This is a genomic window from Streptomyces sp. SM11 (genome assembly GCF_002910905.1).
Taxonomy (GTDB): domain Bacteria; phylum Actinomycetota; class Actinomycetes; order Streptomycetales; family Streptomycetaceae; genus Streptomyces.
In genome coordinates this window covers 1-18,972 of the sequence record NZ_NEUE01000193.1, presented here as the reverse complement: position 1 = coordinate 18,972, position 18,972 = coordinate 1, and the positions used below count along the sequence as shown (strand labels likewise).

The 18,972-nt window shown below is 71.4% G+C and carries 12 protein-coding genes and 1 pseudogene; 3 read left to right on the top strand and 10 right to left on the bottom strand.

The window, feature by feature from the left end; genetic code table 11:
• Positions 1-12: 12 nt before the first annotated feature.
• The 4 genes from fxsT to fxsA all read right to left on the bottom strand — a co-directional run bounded on the left by fxsT (position 13) and on the right by fxsA (position 7,921).
• A complete protein-coding gene (fxsT, locus tag B9S58_RS17780; protein ID WP_103533122.1) occupies positions 13-3,945 on the bottom strand; it encodes an FxSxx-COOH system tetratricopeptide repeat protein in 3,933 nt (1,310 codons plus the stop codon).
• A complete protein-coding gene (gene fsxC / locus B9S58_RS17775) occupies positions 3,942-5,282 on the bottom strand; it encodes an FxsC protein (RefSeq protein ID WP_181009354.1) in 1,341 nt (446 codons plus the stop codon). Before fsxC ends, fxsT begins: the two co-directional genes overlap by 4 nt.
• Positions 5,283-5,356: 74 nt before the next feature.
• Entirely contained in the window at positions 5,357-7,726 is a 2,370-nt protein-coding gene (gene fxsB, locus B9S58_RS17770) for a radical SAM/SPASM protein FxsB, inactivated metallohydrolase extension form (protein WP_103533120.1), read from the bottom strand.
• Positions 7,727-7,756: 30 nt separating this feature from the next.
• Entirely contained in the window at positions 7,757-7,921 is a 165-nt protein-coding gene (fxsA, locus tag B9S58_RS38030; RefSeq protein ID WP_181009353.1) for an FxSxx-COOH cyclophane-containing RiPP peptide, read from the bottom strand.
• A gap of 891 nt (positions 7,922-8,812) precedes the next feature.
• On the opposite strand from fxsA, the gene B9S58_RS17765 reads away from it, so the two are divergent.
• Positions 8,813-9,739 carry a DUF4231 domain-containing protein gene (locus tag B9S58_RS17765; protein ID WP_103533119.1) on the top strand — a complete coding sequence of 309 codons (927 nt, stop codon included), beginning with the start codon at positions 8,813-8,815 and terminating at the stop codon, positions 9,737-9,739.
• Between the two features lie 66 nt (positions 9,740-9,805).
• Here the strand turns inward: B9S58_RS17765 and B9S58_RS17760 are convergent, their stop codons facing one another.
• From B9S58_RS17760 to B9S58_RS17740, 4 genes and pseudogenes are all read right to left on the bottom strand, one after another.
• The gene (locus B9S58_RS17760; protein WP_103533118.1) at positions 9,806-10,285 is read right to left on the bottom strand and encodes a hypothetical protein; all 480 of its coding nucleotides are present in this window, start codon (positions 10,283-10,285) and stop codon (positions 9,806-9,808) included.
• 187 nt (positions 10,286-10,472) lie between these two features.
• A complete protein-coding gene (locus B9S58_RS17755) occupies positions 10,473-11,372 on the bottom strand; it encodes a S1 family peptidase (protein ID WP_103533117.1) in 900 nt (299 codons plus the stop codon).
• Between the two features lie 236 nt (positions 11,373-11,608).
• Positions 11,609-12,430 (bottom strand): DUF1684 domain-containing protein, encoded by an 822-nt coding sequence (locus B9S58_RS17750; protein WP_103533116.1) that lies wholly within the window; start codon positions 12,428-12,430, stop codon positions 11,609-11,611.
• 143 nt (positions 12,431-12,573) lie between these two features.
• A pseudogene (locus B9S58_RS17740) lies at positions 12,574-13,821 on the bottom strand (DUF5685 family protein).
• Between the two features lie 308 nt (positions 13,822-14,129).
• Here B9S58_RS17740 and B9S58_RS17735 point away from each other — a divergent pair.
• Positions 14,130-14,573, top strand: a complete 444-nt coding sequence (locus tag B9S58_RS17735) for a cell division protein SepF (RefSeq protein WP_103533112.1) — start codon at positions 14,130-14,132, stop codon at positions 14,571-14,573.
• Positions 14,574-14,640: 67 nt separating this feature from the next.
• On the opposite strand, the gene B9S58_RS17730 is transcribed toward B9S58_RS17735, so the two are convergent.
• On the bottom strand, positions 14,641-15,861 hold the full coding sequence (locus B9S58_RS17730; protein WP_103533110.1) for an acyl-CoA dehydrogenase family protein: 1,221 nt from the start codon (positions 15,859-15,861) through the stop codon (positions 14,641-14,643).
• A 102-nt stretch (positions 15,862-15,963) separates the two neighbouring features.
• Complete coding sequence (locus tag B9S58_RS17725; protein ID WP_103533108.1) at positions 15,964-17,709, bottom strand: MFS transporter; 1,746 nt, start codon at positions 17,707-17,709, stop codon at positions 15,964-15,966.
• Positions 17,710-18,201: 492 nt separating this feature from the next.
• Between B9S58_RS17725 and B9S58_RS17720 the strand changes: the two genes are divergently transcribed.
• A partial coding sequence (locus B9S58_RS17720) for a phosphatase PAP2 family protein (protein WP_103533175.1) occupies positions 18,202-18,972 on the top strand: 771 nt, incomplete at its 3' end.

Sequence of the window (18,972 nt, the reverse complement as noted above, 5' to 3'; positions counted from 1 at the left end):
CCGGCCCCACGGTCACACCGACATCGGCTCCAGCTCCCGCCTGAACCGCTCCTCGGTCCGGGCCATACGGGTCAGCGGATGGTCGTCGCCGAGCTGGCGGGACAGCTCGACGACGATCTCCGCCCGCAACTGCGCCGACTGGTCCCCCCGTCCCATGGCATCGAGCGTAACCGCCATGTTCGAGGTCATGGCCAAGGTTTCCGGATGATGTGCCCCGAGCGCTTCGCGCAGTTGCCCGGACAGCCGCTGCTCGGTCTGCAGCACGATGTCCAGGTCTCCCAGGTCCGCTGTCGCGCTGGCCAGGTTCATCACACAGAACAGGGTGTTGGGGTGCTCCCGGCCGAAGGTGTCCCGCATGGTGGCGACGACCACCTTCAGCACTCGCTCCGCCAGTTCCGGCTCCCCGGCCCCCGTCAGATAGACGCCGAGGTTGTTCTGCGCCGCCAGGGTGTACGGGTGCTTCTCCCCCGGCACCTTCATGAACTGGTCGACGACCTCCTGCGCCGTGTCCCTCGCCTCGGCGCTCTCGCCCGCCGCGAACAGGTCCGCGGCGAGGTTGAGGTCACAAGCCAGCGAATCGGGATTGGCAGTGGAGTACTTCGCCCGGTAGCGGGCGCGGGTCGCCACCGTGAGACGGCGGGCGTCCTCCAGCCGGCCCGCCCTGCGCAACGACACCGCGAGGCTCTTCGCGGCGCTCAGTGTGGCGGGGAAGCTGCGGCCCATCGTCTCCTTGAAGCTGTTGTACGTGGTGCTGAGCAGCCCCACGGAATCCTCGTACCGCCCGACCTCCCGCAGGTCACGGGCGAGGTTCATGGCGGAGGACAGGCTGTAGGGGTGTTCCGGTCCGAGCACCTGGGAGCGGAGGTCGTAGACGTCCTGGTCGATCTCCCGGGCGCGGGCGTACTGGCCGACGCTGCGCAGGTTCAGGGCCAGGTTGTTGGCGGCGGCCAGCGTCCGGGGGTGGGAGTCGTGGAAGATCTGCCCGAACCCCTCGTGGGCCTCGGTCGCCATCTCGATCGCCCGGGCGTAGTCCCCCAGCAGACCGAGGTCGATGGCCAGGCTGCTGGTGGTCATGTAGGTATGCGGGTGTTCGGGTCCCAGCACCGCCCGCTGCCGTTCCAGGGTGAACTCGTCGAGGTCCTTCGCCTCCACGTAACGCCCGCGGGTGCGCAGGATGTTGGAGAGGTGAAAGCAGAGGTAGAGGTACTGCAGGTCCCGCTCCCCCAGCTTCTCCTCCCAGATTCCCCGCAGTTCGTCGCCCAGCACCCCCGCGGTCCTGACGTCGCCGCGCTTCCAGAGGTAGCGGACCCGGTCGATCAGCAGCCTGCGGGTCTCCGGCTCCTTGCAGTTGCGGGCGTCGGAGGGTCCGAGGTGGGGCCAGATCGTCGCGAAGCGCGGCCAGGTCTCCGGGTTGTCGATCGGCTCGTCGTCATCGGGCCGGGCGCCGGCGAGGACGCGGTGGACGACGTGCCGGGCCTCACGCTGCTCCTCCTCGCTGAGCTGCGCCTTGATCACGGCCTGGACGAGCCGGTGGACCTGGATGGAGTTCGAGACCTGGTCGACCTTGGCGAGGGCGAACCGGCCGATCTCCCGGATGACCCGGCCCAGCACGAGCTTCTCCTGGAGCGAGGAGTCGTACGGCTTCAGCGCGTCGATCATCTCCTTGCTGTAGAGGAGGTTCGCGGAGATCGGTTCCGGGGCGAAGAAGGCGCAGAGCTGGAGCAGCCGCACGGCGGCGGGCGAACGCTCCTTGAGCCGGGCGATGGAGATGTTCCAGGTCGCGGCGACCGGTTCCGGGTAGCCGGCCGGCTGGTTGAGCGCGAGGACCTGGGGCGCCTGCTGGGCGAGCTGTTCGAGATAGGCGTCGATGGGGGTGGCGGTCTCCGCGATCCAGGCGGCGGCCTGCTCCACGGCGAGCGGCAGGTCGCCCACCGCGGTCGCCACCTGGGCGGCGTCCTCGTCGCTCAGCCCCGGGGCCCGGCGCTGGAGGTGCTCGATCGACTCCTCGCGGAGGAAGACATCCACGGGCAGCGCGTCCCCGTGCTGGGACCAGCTCTGGTTGCGGGAGGTCACCAGGATGTGGCCGGAGCCGCCCTGCGGGAAGTAGCGGCGCAGCTGCTCGGGGTCGTCCGCGTTGTCGAAGACCAGCAGCCAGCGGTCCGAGGGGACGCCGCGCCGCAGCAGGTCGACGGCCTCCTGGGAGGCGGCCGCCATGTCGTCGCCGCCCTGGGCGCCGAGCCGGACGGCGAGTTCGGCGAGCGAGGCGACCACGTCGTCGGGCTGCTCGGACGATATCCACCACACCAGGTCGTAGTCGGCCATGAAGCGGTGCACGTACTCCAGGGCCACCTGGGTCTTGCCGACGCCGCCGAGTCCGTACAGGGTCTGCGGCTGCGGCAGGACGACGGCCAGCCCGCCGCCGAGCTGGTCGCGCATCCGCTCCAGGACGAGCGAGCGGCCGGTGAAGCCGGGGTTGCGGGGCGGCGCGTTCCAGATCCTCGGCACGGTGCCGGGGAAGCGGGGCCCGGGCGAGACCCCGTCCGCCACCTGCACCGGGCGGTCCAGGGCCCGCATCACGGCGGTGGTGGCGTGCACCTCGTCCAGCCGGAAGAGGTCGACCGGGTTGCGGTCGATGTACGGGGCGCTCAGGCGTACGTCCCCGACCCGCAGGGGGACCAGCCGGCGGCGGCCGCTGCCGACGGCCTCGGCGGCGGTCCGTTCCCACAGCTCGACCGCGCGCGGGGACTTCAGGTAGGCGCTGGAGAGCAGCACCACGGTGCGGGCGGCGTTGTCCGCGGTGGCTTCGGCCTCCTCCGGGGGACGTTCGGCGGAGACGTCGCGCGGAACCACCCGGAAGCCGGCCCGGGTGAGGATCGACTCGAGCCAGTCGGCCCACATCCGGTTCTCCGCCACATAGCTGAGGTGGAGGTCGGCGGGCAGGGCGGGCCTGCGCCGGGTGAAGGCGTCGCGGATCCGCAGCCGGACCTCTTCGCCGATCGGGGGCATCGAGGTGATCTCCCGGCCGGTGATGACCGCGGTGAGCCGTTCGAAGGCGGAGAGCAGCGAGTTGGTGAGCCCGGCCTCGTCACCGAAGGTGGAGAGCGTCTCCTCGTAGGCGTAGTAGGGGCGGTAGGGGATCTCCACCGCACCCCAGTAGGCGGTGAGTTCGTCGCCGGACAGGTCGCGGGGAAGCCGGTCGAACTTGAGCCGGGCCAGCGCCCTTCCGGCGTCCGCCTTCTCCTTCTCGCCCTCGTCGATGCGCATCGGGACGGGGTAGAGGGCGATGGGACGGCCGGTGTTGCGCTCGGCGATCTGGCGGGCGACGGAGGCCGCGCCGTCGATGGACTGGTCGCTGAGGGTGAAGCAGTCGACGAGTACGTCCGGCAGGTGGACGGTGCAGATGTCGGCGATGTCGCTGAGGCCGGTCCGGCTGTCGATGAGGACGTAGTCGTAGTTGGCCTTCATGTCGTCGCGCAACGCGTCGAAGAAGTGGCCGCCGCCGAACCGGTCGTAGAAGTTGTCCCAGTCGAAGGTGGAGACGGTCGCGGAGTACTCGCGGTTCTGCCGTCCGGCGGAGACGAAGTCGAGCGTGCCGCCCTTCGGGAACTCCCAGCCGAGCGACTCCGGGGTCAGCGACACGGCGTGCGGCTGGATGCGGGCGTAGTCGCGGTGCCAGTCCTCGGCGCGCTGGGCGGGGCTGGTCGCGGCCCAGGCGTACTCGGTGATCAGGTCGATCACGCCGGTGGTGGCGCCGAGGGTGGCCGGGTCGAGGAAGGGGTGGAAGAACCGGTGCAGCCCGGGGGCCTCCAGGTCCCAGTCGACGGCCAGCACCCGCTTGCCGTTGGCCGCGAGGATCCAGGCGGTGTTGGCGAGCGCCATGGTGCGCCCGGTACCGCCCTTGTACGAGTAGAAGGTGACGATGCGCCCGTCACGACCGGCACTCATAGGTCCTCCGCTTCCGTCGCAGGGTCGTGCGGGTCGGGGATGTAGCTCGTACTGCCCATGGGGCCGGTGAGCCTGGTCCGCTCGCCGGATCCGCCGCCGGATCCGGGCGGGTAGGCCTTCGCGTGCTTGAGGTACTGCTGGGCGGCCACTTCGACGACCTGGGGCAGGAGTTGGCCGAACGCCTCCATGGTGGGCACTCCTTTCGCCGCGGCACGGCAGAGGGCCCGGCCCTGGCCCATCTTGATCGGCATGGTCGCTTCGAGCTTCTCGATGAGCTCGGTCTCCGCCGCTCTGCTCTGGTGGTCGTCACGGCTCCACGGCACGACCATGGTCACCCAGGGCCGGTTCTCGGCGTCGAAGGCGGCGAGCCTGCGACGGTGGTCCTCGTCCCTGAGGGCCCAGCGGTCGACGAGCAGGATCTCGGGGGTGCTGGGCGGGGCCTTGCCGTCGTGCCGGTCCTCGTCGAACGAGGTGATGACGGCCTGGTAGTTGAGCGACCGGACCAGTTCCTCCGCCACATAGGCCAGCGGGCGGGCGGCGGCCGGATAGTAGGGGTTCCAGTCCTGGGGGTGGTCGCCGTAGTGGTCGCTGTTGCGTCCCTCGGGCAGATCGTGGCGGGTGGGCGCCGCGATGGTGATCTGCATCGGCCGGGGAGCGCCGACTCCGCTGCTGGGCGAGCCGAAGGCACTGGGCGCGAGGCGGTAGTCGACCGGCCGGCCGGTATCGATGCGGACCGAGTCGGCGACACTGACGATGCGCTTGGCCAGTTCGTAGACGGCCCGTTCGTATTCCTCGGCGAAGAGCCGGAGCTTGATCAGGCCGTAGAGGCCGTCGCTGACGTACCGTTCCCCGAAATCACGGTGGTTGAACTGGAGTCGCTCGGCGGAGCCGGGCAGCTGACTCGGCGGCACCGGCACCCAGAGCGCCGGGACGATGGCCTCGGCCGGCTGGTTGGAGCGGGCCCGGTGGTGGATGGCCCGCTGTTCGAAGGCGTACCACTCCTTGCCGCACATCTCGCTGGCGAAGTAGCGCGGCGAGAACAGCGGCACGAAGACCCGGCAGGTGGCGAGGACGTCACCGAGCCGTTCCGACCAGCCCTCTCCGGAACGTATCTCCCGGTCCATGAATCCCGCGGGCGCACCCGCGGGTAAGTCGGTCATGGCCATCACATGACCGCAAAGATCCTGGAACAGCCGCTCAACCCACATGTCGGGGTCCGTGCCGCCGCCGTACCCCGGCGTGTGGGCGTAACTCAGAAAGAAATACGGCCGATGGCCCACCGCTCGCTGTTGCGTCGATGCGTGCACACGACCCCCGTCCTGTGTGAGCACTCGCATCCCAGAAGGAGGAAGGGAGTGCAAGCGAACTCATCATTCCGGAGCGGACCGCTATTCACTCCCCTGCCGTTCGGTCATTCGAACGTCACTTTCCGGTCAGACGCCAGTACGTTCGATGCCTGACCGGACGGCGGGACGTTCCCGCCGAGATTCCTCCCGGCCGCACTCCGTGTTCCGCTGATCTCCTTGCGGACAGCGGTGATCAGCTGTTTTCCGTCGACCGTCACCTCCGCCGCGTTCTCGATCATGTCGAGTGCTTCCGGAACACCCGTGAGGAAGCGCGGATCGTAGAGTCCGAGCCCCGCCCGTTCGAATGTCTCCGCCAGCAGTCGGGAGAACGTCACGTGTTCGCTCCCCCAAGGCGTCCGATGTTCCCAGGTACCGTCCAAGGCGTAAAGATCCGTCACTTCACCGAGCGCCCGCAGTTTCGCCCGGCGGAATCCGCTCAGCAGGCCGAGTGCCAGCTCCTTCCCGTCCGCCGTCTCCCCGATACCGAGTGAACCGGGTCCGTGCCGCCCCGGCTCGACCGCGCCGGCGGTCAGCGGGGTCACCGTGGTGAACGTCCGGGCCGCCTCCGCCGCCTGGTCCGGAACGGCGTCGGCCAGCAGTGCCCAGGCCTCGGCGATCCGGTGCGCCCAGGCGTCGGCCCGCTCCCCCGCGAGCCGGCCGGCCGCGGGGATGTCGAAGCAGTCGCGGAAGGGGTCGAGGTCCTCCAGCAGGAGGGCGGGGGCCGGCGCCTGCCGCAGGACGCGCACGGGACGCCAGTGCGGGCCCTCGGGTTCCTCCCGCGCGATGCGCAGCTCCGCGCCGGAGGCGGTCCCCTGCCGCCGGACGAGGAATCCGTCGCCCGTGGCACGCACCACGGCGACACCCCGCTCTCCCGGGTCGCCGATGACCGCAGTGCCGAGAGTGGGCAGGTACAGGCCTCCGTCCCGGTACGCCACCGGCACGGGCAGGTCGAGTCCGGCCCGGACGGCGGCGGCGGCCACGGTCGCGCCGAGCCGTTCGGCTGTGGGCCCCGACATACCGCGGCCCGCCTGGACGTCCTCCAGGGCGCCGACCAGCCAGGTGCGGGTGTAGGGGTGCGCGAGCACCGCGTCGAGCGCCCCGGCGCCCGGAGTGCCCGCCTCCACCGTCGCCGCGAGCCGCCAGGCGTCGTCCCAGAGGGCTCCCCCCTGTCCGTCGAGGGTGTCGTGGACCACCGCGAGCAGGGTGCGGGTCAGGTCCTGATGGGCGGCGAGCAGTTCGTCCGGAGCCCGGACGGCGGGCGACCCGGTGGCGGCGGCCGTACGCTCCTCGATGCCCCGGATCAGGGCGGTCAGGTCGGCGCAGTAGACCGACGGGTTGTCGAAGCCGATGTCGGGGCCGGTGTCGGGGCCGGTGTCGGTGTCGGTGTCGGGGCCGGGCCCGGAGCGGTAGCGGTGGGTGTAGAGCCCGCCGCCGCACGAACGCACGACCGGGCAGCGGCGGCAGGTCTCGCTGACCCCGGCCAGGCCGAGCTGCCGCGCCTGCACGCCGGGGTGGGCCGCGACCTCGTCGAGGGTGTTGCGGAAGACGTCGAACCCGGTGGCGGCGGCGCCCTCGTAGGCGCTCTTGAGCGAGTCGACCTGTTCCAGCTTCCCGTCGGTCTCGATGACGACGAGGTCAGTGGGGGCGAGCCCCAGGGACTCGGTGAGGCTGGGGCCGCCGTTCAGGCTGGAGAGCACCGAGGCGAACATCCGGACGGGCATGGGGCGGCCCTGTTCCGTCCAGCGGTCGAAGATGGCCAGGAGCCAGTCGGCGTACGCGGTGGACGATCCGTCCGGCCGCGGGGGCGGGTCGTCCCAGGTGGCGTGCGGCAGCAGGAAGTCGACGAGCGGGGGTTCGAGTCCGGCGAGGGCGTCGTGCACGGCCACCGGATCGTTGTGGATGTCGACCGTGCACAGCAGGCCGAGGTCCAGGTGGCGGTAGCGCTCCTCGCGGAGCAGTTCGACCGCTCGCATCACCATCGGGTGGCTGCTGCGTCCGTCGGTGAACCGGCGGTGGCGGTCGTTGGCCGCGCGGTCGCCGTCGAGCGAGATCCCGACGCGGACGTGGAACTCGTCGAAGAGGTCGAGGTAACGGGGGCTGAGCTGGACGCCGTTGGTGTGGATCCTGAGGTCCAGCTCAGCGATGCCGTTCAGAGCCGAGCCGAGCTCCTCGCAGACCCGTCGCAGTCGCGCGGGCCCTGCCAGGAGCGGTTCCCCGCCGTGCAGGATCACTGTGACGGAGGGAAGCGCATGAGTCGTCGCATGCTCGGCCAGGCGCCGGGCAGTCCAGGAAATCGCTTCGTCGGAGATGGCCCTGGGGCGGGTCAGCCAGCTCTGATCTGCATGTTCGTAGACATAGCAGTGGTCACAGGCCAGATCGCACCTGCTGTGCACTTTGAGCACGAATTCACGGAAGGGGACCAGCGGTCCTGTCATTCCGCCATTCTAGCCACTTCTGACGCCAACTCAGAGAGCCGAATTGAACGTGGAGATCCGGGTGGACCGGGCCATTGTCGCACCGCATACACGGCTGATCTTCCTGGCGGCCTCGGCGCTGCGGACGTCGGTCGCCGAGAGGGTCGCGCGGGTCTTCGCAGAGGCGAAGGCGGGAGTGGTTCCGTAGGTCTTCACGGCCGTCCTAGGGGGATCCTGAAGGGGTCTGTTTCCGGACATTGAAACGTTGCCGGATTCCGTGTCATCACACGGCCCGGCACGCGCACTTTACTACCGCTGGGGCCCTTGCACATGCCGGCGGACCAGCCTTCGCACCGGGTTGTGAAAGTCGGGAAACGCTTTCCGTGCGACCGCTCGGATGAGCGCGGGACGATCGGCGGAAGCGGCGCGCCGGAGAGCCGGCCTCTCCGCCGCCGGCCCTTGCAGGTGGGGGCCTTTCCGACGTCGGCGAAACCGCCCGCGCAGGCGTCGGGCACGCGCATCGTCGTGCGTCCGGCAGGGCCCCGGCCCACGCTCGCCGGGACGCCCCGGCGGGGACGGCGATTCACTCGTTCACCGGTTTCTCGCCGGGGACGCCGCGTTCCGCCCGGGGAGCCGCCGCAGGCGGCCCAGGACGCGGTCACGGCGGTCGCCCACGACGTCCGTGGCCCGCGCCCGGACGCGGAGCGCCCCGACCCGCTCGACGCACCGCCGCGGGAGCACCCCCACCGGCACGGTCCCGCGGCTCCCGGCGCCGACCGGCGGAAGGCCCGCCCCGAAGGCGACGAGCCGGCAGTCCGTCCCTGCGCCCCGGCCCCCTCGATACCCCCTCCCTCGCCCGGAGGTGATCGCACCCGCTGATGAGGGGCATCAACTCAGCTGCTGCAACGTCCAGTCGGACAGCCGTGCCACAGTGCCGCCACGCGAGGGAGGACGCGGGTGCGGAAGTGGCCGAACCTCGCCGTGCCGGCCGCCCGGGGAGCCGGGACGCTCTTGCCGCGTCCGGCCCTCCCCCCTACTCTCGTGGCCCCGGGCGGGGCAGGCACGACGACCGGCCGGGTCATACGACAACTGCAGACGGAGGCGACCATGACGGCGTTGCCCGAGCCGCTGAGATCCATGGTCTTCAGGAACGATGACCTGCCGGCCCTGTTCCATCACACGGACACGGTCGCCGTGGCCCGCCAGCACGAGGCCGTGAACACCACCCGGGTGCAGCTGGCGCTGCTCGTGGCCGGCACGGTGCCCGCGGCGCTGCCCTGGCACGCCGAGGACGGTCCGGCGGCCCGGGCCCTGTACGGCGCCGCGGTACTGGCCTACCTGGGTGTGCTCTTCGTGACCTTTCTCGCCTCCCAGCGCAAAGCAAAGTCGCATTGGCAACTGAACCGCTCCGCGGCCGAGTTCATCAAGTCCAACTGCTGGCGCTACGCGGTGCACGGCGCACCGTTCGACAGCGCGTCCGAGCACCCGGAGGCGCTGTTCGCCAATCGCCTGGAGGACGGCCTCCAGGAGCTGCGGAAAGTAGGCTGGGCCGATCCGCGCGAGGAACTGCCGGATTCCGGCGGCCTCATCACGGAGTCCATGCGCGCGCTACGGAACAAGGCCTACACGGTCCGCAAGGAAACCTATGTACGGGACCGGCTCATCGAACAGCGGCGCTGGTACCGCAGACGTCAGCAGGCCTCCCGGCGCGGGGCGCTCCTGTGGTCGGGCGCCATTGTCGCGCTGACGCTCCCGGCGCTGACACTGAGCGTGTTCCAGACCTTCGGGGTGGGCCGGTCGTTCGGCCTCACGGGGACGTTGTCCGCGGCGGCGGCGGCCTGTCTCGCCTGGAACGAGATGCGTCGGCACCATCCGCTGATCTCGGCGCACTCGCTGGTGGAGAAGGACCTGGAGTCGATGCAGGCCGCCATGGAGACCACCCTCACCGAGCGGCACTGGCCGGCGGCGGTGTTCGAGACCGAGCGGATCGTGTCGCCCGAGCACACCGACTGGCTGGTCAGGCACCGCGTGTGAGACGGGGAGAGCCTACGGGGCCGGAAGCCCCGCTCCCGTACGGCCTGCCCGGTGAGGGACCGTCGGTCAGCCGCGCAGGACTCCGTCGCGCCAGATCACGGTGACCGGGCGGCCCAGGGTGCGGGCGTACGTCACGATGTCGCCCGTGCCGCCGAGGCCCCGGGCCGGGAGGCCGTCCCAGACTGCGAGCAGCCGGTCGCAGTGGTCGGCGATGTAGGCGCCCGCCGCATAGTAGGCCTCGTCGGTGGAGTGCGGGAAGTCGAGCCGGACCTCCTGCGCCGCGCGGGCCTTGAGCGTCCGGTAGCGGGCGAGGTCGACGGCGTTCTCGAAGCAGGCCTCGTAGTCGCCGCTGGGGATCACGGCGGTCAGTTCGGCGCCGCAGGTGAGAGCGAGGTCGGCGAAGAGCTGGTCGGCGCCGACGGCCAAGCTGGAGAGCGCCTGCGTCGCGCCGCCGAGGCCGCACAGCGCGGCCCGCAGCCCGGCGAGCACATGGGCCTCGGCCTCGGCGGGGATGGAGCGGTGACCGGTCACTCCGATGCGGTTCACGGACCTGCTACCCCCTGATGCCAGCGGAGCGCACCCCGGGGGCGGGCCCGCCCCCGTCGCCCCGTCGCGACGACCCGTCGTGGCGACATCCTCTCAAGAGCCCCCGGCGAGCGGGAGCCCCCGTCCGGAATTCCGGACGGGGGCACGTATGTACGGACAGCTCCGTACCCGGCCGAGGCGGGGCCGGTCAGTACACGCTGACGCCGTAAGCGCTCAGCGCCTCGGTGACCGGCTGGTAGAAGGTCGTTCCGCCGAAGGTGCAGTTGCCGCTGCCGCCGGAGGTGAGACCGATCGCCCGGGTGCCGGAGTAGAGCGGGCCGCCGGAGTCGCCGGGCTCGGCGCACACGTTCGTGCGGATCATGCCGTAGACGACGTCGCCGCCACCGTAGTTGACGGTGGCGTTGAGTCCGGTGACCGAACCGCTGTGGGTGCCGGTGGTGGAGCCGCGGCGGGTGACGGACATGCCGACGCTGGCGTTGGCGGCGCTGGTGATGTCCTGGCCGCCGACCGTGCCGCTCTTGGGAATGCTGGTGTTGGTGTAGCGCACGATGCCGTAGTCGTTGTTCGGGAAGCTCGATCCGGCGGTCGTCCCGAGCACGGTGGTGCGGGCCGAGTTCGCCCACCAGGTGCCCGCGCCGTCGGTGCAGTGACCGGCGGTCAGGAAGTAGTACGTGCTGCCACTGCGGACGTTGAAGCCGAGGGAGCAGCGTCCGGTGTTGGAGTAGATCGCGTCGCCGCCGGAGATCAGCTTGGTGAACTTGCCGGGAGTGCGCTCGATGCGCAGTGCGTCGGCGTTGGCGCCCGCCGACTTCTTGATCTGGTTGATCTCCGCCTTCGAGACCGTGCTGTCCACGGTGACGACGAGGCGCTTGGACTGCGGGTCGATGTTCCAGGCGGTGCCCGCGATGTCGGCGCCGAGCACGGCGTCGCTCGCCGCGGTCAGCTGGTTGACGCCGAAGGTACGGGGTGTTTCGGCGTTCGCGGTGGGGATGGCCATCGCCGCGACGGCGGCGAGCCCCGCTAGTACGGCCGTGGTACGGACGCGTGTCGCCGTGGTGGAGCGGCTGTTGGTGCGCTTGATCCTCACTTCGGGTTCCTCCGAGGGGAATCGGGGGCCCTCCTGTGGGGTGGCGGGCCCGTGAGGCGCAGTCGGGGGCCTGTCCGGATTCGGAGATGCCATGCCCCTGACAATCGCTGACCGGAGTATCGAGGGGACCGGACGGGAGCCGCAAGAAGGCCTTTCGGCCACCTGGATCACCTACGCATCCGGCCCCGGGACCGTGGGGCCGTGGGGTCGCCGGAACCGGAGGGGCCGCTCGCGAGTCAGGCGTCGATCCGGTTCCGCTCCCCCGCCGGGACCGCCGCGGTGAGCGTGTTGCCCGGGGGCGGGAAGGGACAGATGAAGTGATCGGCGAAGGCGCACGGAGGCAGCAGGGCGCGGTTGAAGTCGACGTTCACGCGGCCGTCGGCGGCGGGCGCCCCGGGCCGCAGGAAGCGGAAGCGGTAGCTACTGTTCCCGCTGGTCGCGTCGGCGAAGACGGCCCACAGCGACCCATCGGGTTCGACCGCGACCTGGAGCGTGTGCTCGTCGCCGTCCACCGTGAAGGCGATCTCGCCGCCGAGGCCGAGGCCTCGCTCGACCCCGTCCGCGTTGGCCACCCGCACGGTCCGGCCCCCGTCGTACGGACGGAAGGCCCCCGGCAGCACCCAGCGGGGGTCGTACGGAGTGGCATCGATGGTCGAGAAGGCGTGCCGGGCCGCCGATCCCGGGTCGAAGTCCCGTACCGCCCACAGCCCTTCGCGGCGGAGCACCACCAGTCGCCGCTCCCCCCGCGTCACCCGGGAGTCGTCGATGGGACCGCGGTCCGCGCCGAGCCGGATACCGCCGGTCAGCGGCTTGCCGTCGACGACGACGCCGTCCTCGGCGGCGGCCGTGAGGACCACCTCGGCACCGTCCTCGCGCCAGTGGCCAGGTACGGCCGGAATTCGCCCTTCCGGGTAGTCGGAGAGCCAGTGGGTTCCGGTCAGGGAGAGCGGGCCGTACGGGGCGGCGACGGCGACGACGCGCCCCTCGTGCCACCGGTGCCAGTCGCGCGCGGCGTCCGGCCCGCCCCCCTGCTCCTGCTGCGTTGCGTCCGTACTCATGCGGTCAACCTTTCCATACCGGCTCCGGCAGGCCGAGGTGCGACCGCAGCGTGGGGCCGGTGCGTTCCGAGCGATACGCTCCGCTCTCATTCCAGGCGGCGCGCCCCGCGCCGAGGTGGTCCAGGGTGGCGGGGCGGCGGGCCTCAGCAGTCGCAGCCGCAGGAGTCCCCGCAGCAGTCGCACACCTCGCAGCAGTCGCCGCAGTCGCTGCACGGCGCCTGCCGCCGCTCCCTGCTCCAGGGGTTCTCATAGGTCCCGCAGCACATCTGGCAGGTGCAGGCGAGTCCGGCCCACACAAGGCATCCGGCGATCAGCCCGCGCCGGTCGCGCGGCGGGGGCGGGGCGGCCGGGCCGCCGGGCGGCGGACCGTACGGATGCCCGGGCGTCGGGCCGTACGGGTTCCCCGGCGGCGGCCCGAAGGAACCGTCCGGCACCAGCAGCCCCTGCTGTCCCTGGTGCTCCTGGTGCGTGCAGGAAGAAGTGCCGAACGCCCGGTCGACCGACCGCCGCAGCTCATGGGTGAGCAGGACGCGGACGAGCCTGCCGTCGGTGAACTCCACCTCGCGCAGCGCCAGCCGTACGCCGTGCAGCGCGTCGTCGCAGAGCCGGCGCGCCTCGGACAGCGGGGTGCCGGTGGCGGGAGGGGGCCCCTGGCCCTTCAGGCCTCGGGGGAGGGTTCCAGGCGTCCGACGCGGCGTCAGCCTCGCGGTCCTCCACGGCATCCAGCAGATGCGCGAGCCGCCCGAAGAGCCGGCCGGCCTCCGCGAGCGGCGCGGCGTTCTGCGGCTTCCCGGCGAGCACGGCGGTGTGCGCGAAGGCGGCCGCGGTGGCCGTCTCAGTGGGTTCGGTGACCGTCAGCAGCGGGGTGCCGATCCCGGCGAGCGTCTCGATCCCGGCCTGCCGGTCGACCGCGTCGACCAGGAGGGCGGTGTCGAAGCCGAGGGCCGCCCCGGTTCGCGCTCCCGCCCGGTCCCACCCGGCGGCGACCCGGCGCGCGGCGGCGGCGACCGGGCGGCGGGCCAACAGCCCGTCCCGGTCGGCGACGTGGTCACGGACCTTGGCCGAGGCCAGGATGAGCGAGACGGCCGCGGCGAGCCCCGCCCCCTCCCCCTTGGCGACCGGCGCGGTGCGCATGGCGCGGATGGGGTCTCCCCTGCTCCTCAAGAGCTTGGGGAAGGGCAGGGGCCGGCGGTGCGGCGCCCCTCCGGCGTCCGGACCGCCTGAGCCTCCGTCAGGACCGAGACGATCAGACCGTCATAGTTCGTGACGATACGGGCGAACTGCCCGTGATCCGCCCTCAGGGCCAGGCAGAGGCCGCAGAGATGGGCCATCCACTCGACCTTGAGGCCCTCCGAGAGCCGGTGGGTGCAGGGCCTGACGATTCCGAACACGACGATCCCCCGAGAGCCGTTCAGCCGGTGCGCGGCGTTCGCGGACCGAAGCGTCGTGCATCGTATCGAGTGCCCCGTTCACCCGTACGTCCCCTGGATCACCCGTACGGCCGGAGCATCATATTTTCCTTCTACAAGCCCCCTTACGTAGGAAGAACCCTGACGAATCGCCACATCTTCTGCACCAGTAACGTCACGAATCGCCTGCGAGCCGACTATCCACTTGGCGCGGTATCCGCATCATGGACGACCATAGGGATACGAAAGAGATGCGGAACACCAAGGAACCGCGGTGAGAGGAGGCGTCCATGGGATCGGTGCGCAAGGCGAGTGCCTGGCTGGGCCTCGTAGAGGACAACGACGAGCGGTACTACGACGACGAGTACGCCGAGGGTACGGAGACCGGTACGGGCAACCAGGCCTGGGTCACCGACCCGCGGGTGCAGGTGGCCGCGGAGACGGCCGAGGAGCGGGACCGCCGGATCGCCACGGTGACCCCGGACAGCTTCCGGGACGCACGGGCCATCGGCGAGCTCTTCCGGGACGGCGTCCCGGTGATCGTCAACCTCACGGCCATGGACCCCGCCGACGCCAAGCGCGTGGTGGACTTCGCCGCCGGGCTGATCTTCGGTCTGCGCGGCTCGATCGACCGGGTGGCCACCCGGGTCTTCCTGCTGTCCCCCGCCGACACCCAGGTGATGGCGGGCGAAGCCGCCGGCCGCAAGGCCGACGGCTTCTTCAACCAGAGCTGAGCAGGGCGCTCGCCGGAACGGTCCGGCCGGCGTCTCCGGCCGGCGCGCCCCTCGGGACGTGCCGTGGTCACCGGAAGGCGTCGAGACCGGTGAGCGCCTTGCCCAGCACCAGCTGGTGCATCTCCACGGTTCCCTCGTAGGTGAGCACCGACTCCAGATTCGTGGCGTGCCGCATCACCGGGTACTCCAGCGAGATCCCGTTGGCCCCGAGGATCGTGCGCGAGGTGCGGCAGATCTCGATCGCCTCCCGCACGTTGTTCAGCTTGCCGAAACTGACCTGCTCCGGCCGGAGCCTGCCGACGTCCATCCGGCGGCCCAGGTGGTGGGCGAGCAGGATGCCCTTGTGCAGCTCCAGGGCCATGTCCGCCAGCTTGGCCTGGGTGAGCTGGAAGCCGCCGATCGGCCGGCCGAACTGTTCCCGGCTCCTCGCGTAGTCGAGGGCCGACTCGAAGCTGGCCCGCGCCGCGCCCATGGCGCCCCAGACGATGCCGTAACGCGCGTGGCTCAGGCAGCTGAGCGGGCCGCGCAGCCCCCGCGCGTCCGGAAGCACCGCGTCGGCCGGCAGCCGCACCTCGTCCATGACCAGCTCGCTGGTGACCGAGGCCCGCAGCGACCACTTGTGCCGGATCTCCGGGGCGGAGAAGCCGGGGGCGTCGGTCGGCACGACGAATCCCCGGACGCCCCGGCCGTCCTCGCCCTCGTCGGTCTGCGCCCAGACGACGGCGACCCCGGCGACCGAGCCGTTGGTGATCCACATCTTGCGGCCGGTGAGCACCCAGTCCGCTCCGTCGCGCCTGGCGTACGTCCGCATCCCGGCCGGGTCGGAGCCGTGGTCGGGCTCGGTCAGGCCGAAGCAGCCGATGATCTCGCCGGCGGCCATGCCGGGCAGCCACCGCTGCTTCTGCTCCTCGGAGCCGAAGCGGTGGATCGCGTACATCGCGAGCGACCCCTGTACGGAGACGAGCGAGCGGATCCCGGAGTCGGCGGCCTCCAGCTCCAGGCAGGCGAGCCCGTACTGGACGGCACTCGCCCCGGCGCAGCCGTACCCGTCGAGCGACATGCCGAGCGCGCCGAGCGCGCCGAGCTCGCGGGCCAGCTCGCGGATTCCGGGCAGCTCGCCCTTCTCGTACCACTCGGCGATGTGCGGCAGGACGCGGTCGGTGGCCCAGGTGTGGACGGCGTCGCGGATCGCGAGGTCGTCGGGGCCGAGCAGGTCGTCGATGCCGAGGGGGTCCGACGCGTCGAACGGCGGGAGCTTCGACGGTTTCGCGGACTCGGTGCTGGACATGAGGGTGCCTCCGGCGGCTCGCACGGTGCTCGGAGGGACCGGGAGACGCCCGCCCTCCGAAAACTAGCAGTGGTAGTCAGGGCGTCGTGCTGACGTTACGGCTCAGTGTGCCGCTCGTCCAGAGCCGGTGGCCTCGGCCGGCTCGCGCCGCGCGGGCAGCATCGGGCGCGGGGCCGGGCGGTCCCGGCCGGCCGGACGGACGGCTTCGGCGGCCCGGTAGCCGGCGGCCGTGGCTTTCGGGGCCCGGTGCTCGGCGGCCTCCGGCTCGGCGGCATCGGCCTCGCCCCGGCGACAGGGCTCCTTCGGCGGGCAGTCCATTACCTTCGGCAGCCGCAGTGCGGCCAGCGCCCCGAGCAGCAGCAGCCCCGCGCTGACGAAGAGCGTGATGTGGAGTCCGCCGACGAAGGCGTGCCGGGCCGTGGAGCGCAGCAGATCACCCATCGGGCCGCCGAGCTGCGCGGCCACCTGGTAGGCCTCGCCCAGCGAGTGGGAGGCCTCCACCCCGGCGCGGGCGGGGACGCCCTTCTCGTGCAGGGAGGCGAGGCCGGGGGCGTAGGCGGCGTTCATGACGCTGCCGAGCAGGGCGATGCCGAGGCCCGCGCCCAGTTGGTAGGAGGTCTCACCGATCGCCGCAGCGCCGCCCGCCCGCTCCGGCGGGGCGTCGCTGAGCATCGACTCGTACGCCCCGAAGAGCGTGGTCTGCAGTCCGAAGCCGAGCAGGACGAAGGCGCAGGTCAGCAACGCGGGCCGGTCGTGCTGGCCCATCGAGGTGAGCAGCAGCACCGAGGACGCGGTGAGGACGAAGCCCCAGCCGACCATGCGGCGGGGGCCGACACGGCGCAGGGTGTACGAGCCGGTGGCTCCCGCGGCCATCGCCGCGAAGGTCAGCGGCAGCAGCCGCAGACCGGTCTCCAGCGGGCTGAGTCCCAGCACCAGCTGGAGGTACTGGACGGCGATCAGCTGGAGGCCGACCAGCGCCAGCATGGCGAGCACGATGCAGCCGACGGCGGTGGAGAAGGCCGGGCGGGCGAACATCGAGATGTCGATCAGGGGATGCCTGCGGCGCTTCTGCCGGCGTACGAAGAGGATCAGCAGCGCGAGTCCGAGGGCCAGCGGGCCCAGCGAGACCGGGTCCAGGAACCCCGCGCCGCCGCCCAGGCGCTTGACGCCGAGGACGACGCCGAGCACGCCCGCCGCGGCGGTCAGTGCGCCCAGCACGTCCCACGGGCCGTCGTCACCGCCGCGCGACTCGGGCAGCAGCCAGCGGGCCAGCGGCAGGATCACGGCCATCAGCGGGATGTTGATCAGGAATACCGAGCCCCACCAGAAGTGCTCGACGAGGAAACCGCCGACGACCGGTCCGGCGGCGGCACCGACCGCGGCGACCGCGGTCCACACGCCGATGGCGAGGGCCCGCTCCCGGCGGTCGGGGAAGACCTGGCGCAGGATCGACAGCGTGGCGGGCATGATCATCGCGCCGCCGACGCCGAGGAGGGCGCGGGCCGCTATCAGGACGGCGGGGGTGTCGGCAGCGGCGGCGAGCGCGGAGGCGACGCCGAACAGCGCGTAGCCGAGGAGCAGCACGCGTCGTCTGCCGATCCGGTCACCCAGCGTGCCGAAGAGGATGAGCAGCGAGGCGCAGACGAGGGGGTAGGCGTCGACGATCCAGAGGAGGGCCGTGCCGCTCGGGCGCAGGTCCTCGGTGACGGCCGGAACGGCGACATGGAGCACGGTCGCGTCGAGTGCGACGACCAGGAGACTGAGGCAGAGGACCACGAGGACGACCCAGCGGTTGGCGTCGTCGGCGGCTTCGCGCAGCCGGACCCCGGCCGTGGTCGTCCCGGACATCTGCGTACCTCCCGATGAGTCCCTCGCGCTCGGCGGACCGACGGTGACGTGGGATGTGCGTCCCTCGGGCCCGGCATCGACGGGCGAGTGATCCGTCAGCGTACGCGAGTTCGGTGTGGTCAGACGTGGTCCACGTCATACCCCGGTCCGCCGCACAGTGTGGCGTACGCCATTCCGGGCCCGGCCGGGGGCCCCTGCCCGGGAAGCCGGCAGCCCTGACGGGACGGGGGCCCGGGCGGCCGGGACGCGGCGCGGCGGCGCACGCCTCCCCCGAATGGCGGGATCAATTGCCGCGGATTCCGGTGCGGTTCCTTTTCCGAGAGATCAAACACGCTTACGAACGGAACCCGCGGACTATTGGGTGCAAGATCACGGAGATTCTTCGCCGCACCCGGAAAAGACGCCGTTCCGAGATAAATTCCACATCACATCGTCATCACGAAGAGCCCGGATTGGCCTGCTCGCGCACTCACTCGCTGTAACGTCGATTGGGTGCGTACCGACATCTTTGCCCGGCTGGACCGGGAGCCGGAACCGCCGAAGATAGAGGCACCGCGGATGAGCCGTCACCGCATCGCCCTCTTCGGCGGGACGTTGGCGTTCTATCTCGCCATCGTCTGGGCGGTGCTGATCACGTCCTGGCTGGTGGCCCTGGACTGGAAGGTCATGCTGTTCCGGCCCTACCAGCAGTGGCCCGAGATTCACGCCTTCCTGGACTACTACGTCGTGCTCGGCCAGCGCGGCCCCACGGCGGTGATGGTCGCCTGCTGGCTGGGCTGGCGCTCCTGGCGCCAGCACACGCTCCGGCCGCTGCTGGTCCTCGGCGCGTCCCTGCTGCTGCTCAATGTGACGGTGGGCGCGGTCAAGCTGGGGCTCGGGCGGCTCGGCCCGCACTACGCGACACAGGTCGGTTCGGCCGAGATGTTCGCCGGCGGCGATATATTTCCTTCCGGGCACACCGCGAACGCCGTCGTGACCTGGGGAATCCTCGCCTATCTGGCTACCACGCCGCGCGCCAGGCGCTATCTGTCGGCGGTGTCCGCGACGGTCTCGCTGGGCGTCGGTCTCACCACCGTGTACATCGGTACGCACTGGCTCAGCGATGTCGTGCTGGGCTGGGCGGCCGGGCTGCTCATCCTGCTGGCGCTGCCCTGGTTCGAACCGCTGATCGCCCGGACCGAGGCCTGGATCTTCGCGATGCGCGAACGGTGGCGGGAGCGCCGCGGCGGCGCCCGTCCGGCGCCCGCGGCCGGGCCGCAGCCG